The 1717-nt window shown below is 71.7% G+C and carries 2 protein-coding genes; one reads left to right on the forward strand and one right to left on the reverse strand.

The window, feature by feature from the left end; genetic code table 11:
• Positions 1-103 precede the first annotated feature (103 nt).
• Entirely contained in the window at positions 104-520 is a 417-nt protein-coding gene (locus ACFVIM_RS35010; RefSeq protein ID WP_384310383.1) for a hypothetical protein, read from the reverse strand.
• A 190-nt stretch (positions 521-710) separates the two neighbouring features.
• Between ACFVIM_RS35010 and ACFVIM_RS35015 the strand changes: the two genes are divergently transcribed.
• A complete protein-coding gene (locus ACFVIM_RS35015; protein ID WP_384310385.1) occupies positions 711-1658 on the forward strand; it encodes a LysR substrate-binding domain-containing protein in 948 nt (315 codons plus the stop codon).
• Positions 1659-1717 lie beyond the last annotated feature (59 nt).

Below are 1717 nucleotides of genomic sequence, written 5' to 3' on the forward strand. Positions count from 1 at the left end.
ATCTGGGTTGAAATCGATCATTGGGGTCAGTTTGTTTTGCGGGGGCGACAAATGGTGGGGCGGTCGGGGGCCGCCCCTGACCGGGGGGCGCCCCGCGCCGCCGTCATGCCTGGCGGGTCATCGTGGAGGCGTAGCCGCCGCCGCCCGGGTAGGTCCACGCGCCGTCGAGGACGTTCCCGTCGGCGGAGAAGGTACCCCGGTAGAAGGCGGGGGAGCCCTTCTCGCCGCCCCAGATGGTCAGGGTCTCGCCGTCCGGCTCGTAGACATAGGTGAAGGTGTTGCCCTGGCTGTCGTAGTAGCGGGAGCGGATGTCCTCCTCCGGCTCCTCGGCGCCGAAGGGGCGCTCACGGCCGATGATCTCGACACCGTGCACCGGCTGGCCGTTCTGGGTGAGGGCGATGTCCTGCACCAGGAAGTGCTCGCCCGCCAGCCAGCGGTAGGTCACGGTCCCCTCGGCGCCGCCCGTCACCGTCCAGGTGCCGATCAGTCGGGCGAGAGGGCTGATGTGGGGGTCGGCCATGGTGCGCTCCTTGGTAACTGTGCTCAGTGGTGCGAATGTTGTTACTGATACGACGTCGATCGGGGCCGGATCTCATCGCGCCCGAACTGTGGGGCGCGTCACACCGCCCGCCCGTTCGGGAGAGTCGGGGGCGGCGGGGGTTCTCCGCAAAGGCGATTAGACTCGGGCGAATGATCGGACGGTGTTATCAGTGGGTGCGGTGAGCCGGGGGCGACAGCCCACCCTGGCCCAGCTGCGCGCGTTCGCGGCGGTCGCCGAGCATCTCCACTTCCGGGACGCCGCCGCCGCGATCGGCATGAGCCAGCCCGCCCTCTCCGGCGCCGTCTCGGCCCTGGAGGAGGTCCTCGGGGTCCAGCTGCTGGAGCGCACCACCCGCAAGGTGCTGCTCTCCCCGGCCGGGGAGCGGCTCGCGGCCAGGACCCGGACCGTGCTCGACGCCGTCGGGGCGCTGGTGGAGGAGGCCGAGGCGGTACGGGCGCCCTTCACCGGGATCCTGCGGCTCGGGGTGATCCCCACCGTCGCCCCCTATCTGCTGCCGCATGTGCTCCGGCTGGTCCAGGGCGCCTACCCCGAACTCGATCTCCAGGTCCATGAGGAGCAGACCTCCTCACTGCTGGAGGGCCTCACCGGCGGGCGGCTCGATCTGCTGCTGCTCGCCGTGCCGCTCGCGATGCCCGGGGTGGTGGAACTGCCCCTGTTCGACGAGGACTTCGTGCTGGTCCTGCCCGATGACCACTGGCTCGGCGGACGCCAGGACATCCCCCGTGAGGCGCTGCGCCAGCTCCCGCTGCTGCTGCTGGACGAGGGGCACTGCCTACGTGACCAGGCCCTCGACATCTGCCGTGAGGTGCGCCGGGAGGAGAACACCCTGGTCACCACGACGGCTGCCGGGCTCTCCACGCTGGTGCAGCTGGTCGCGGGCGGTATGGGCGTGACCCTGCTGCCACGGACCGCCGTCGAGGTGGAGACGGGCCGGGGCGGGCTCCAGACCGGGTACTTCGCCGATCCGGCGCCCAGTCGCCGGATCGCGCTCGCGATGCGGGCCGGGGCGGCCCGCCAGGGCGAGTTCGAGGAGCTGGCTCAGGCGCTGCGGCGGGTACTGCGACCGCTGCCGGTACGGCCGCCGGCGGCGGAGTAGCGGCCGCGACAGCGGCTCAGGACCGGGCCCGGCCCCTGTCTCCCCGTACCGGGTGCGAC

Origin of the sequence: Streptomyces sp. NPDC057638 (genome assembly GCF_042800315.1) — a bacterium.
Classification (GTDB): domain Bacteria; phylum Actinomycetota; class Actinomycetes; order Streptomycetales; family Streptomycetaceae; genus Streptomyces.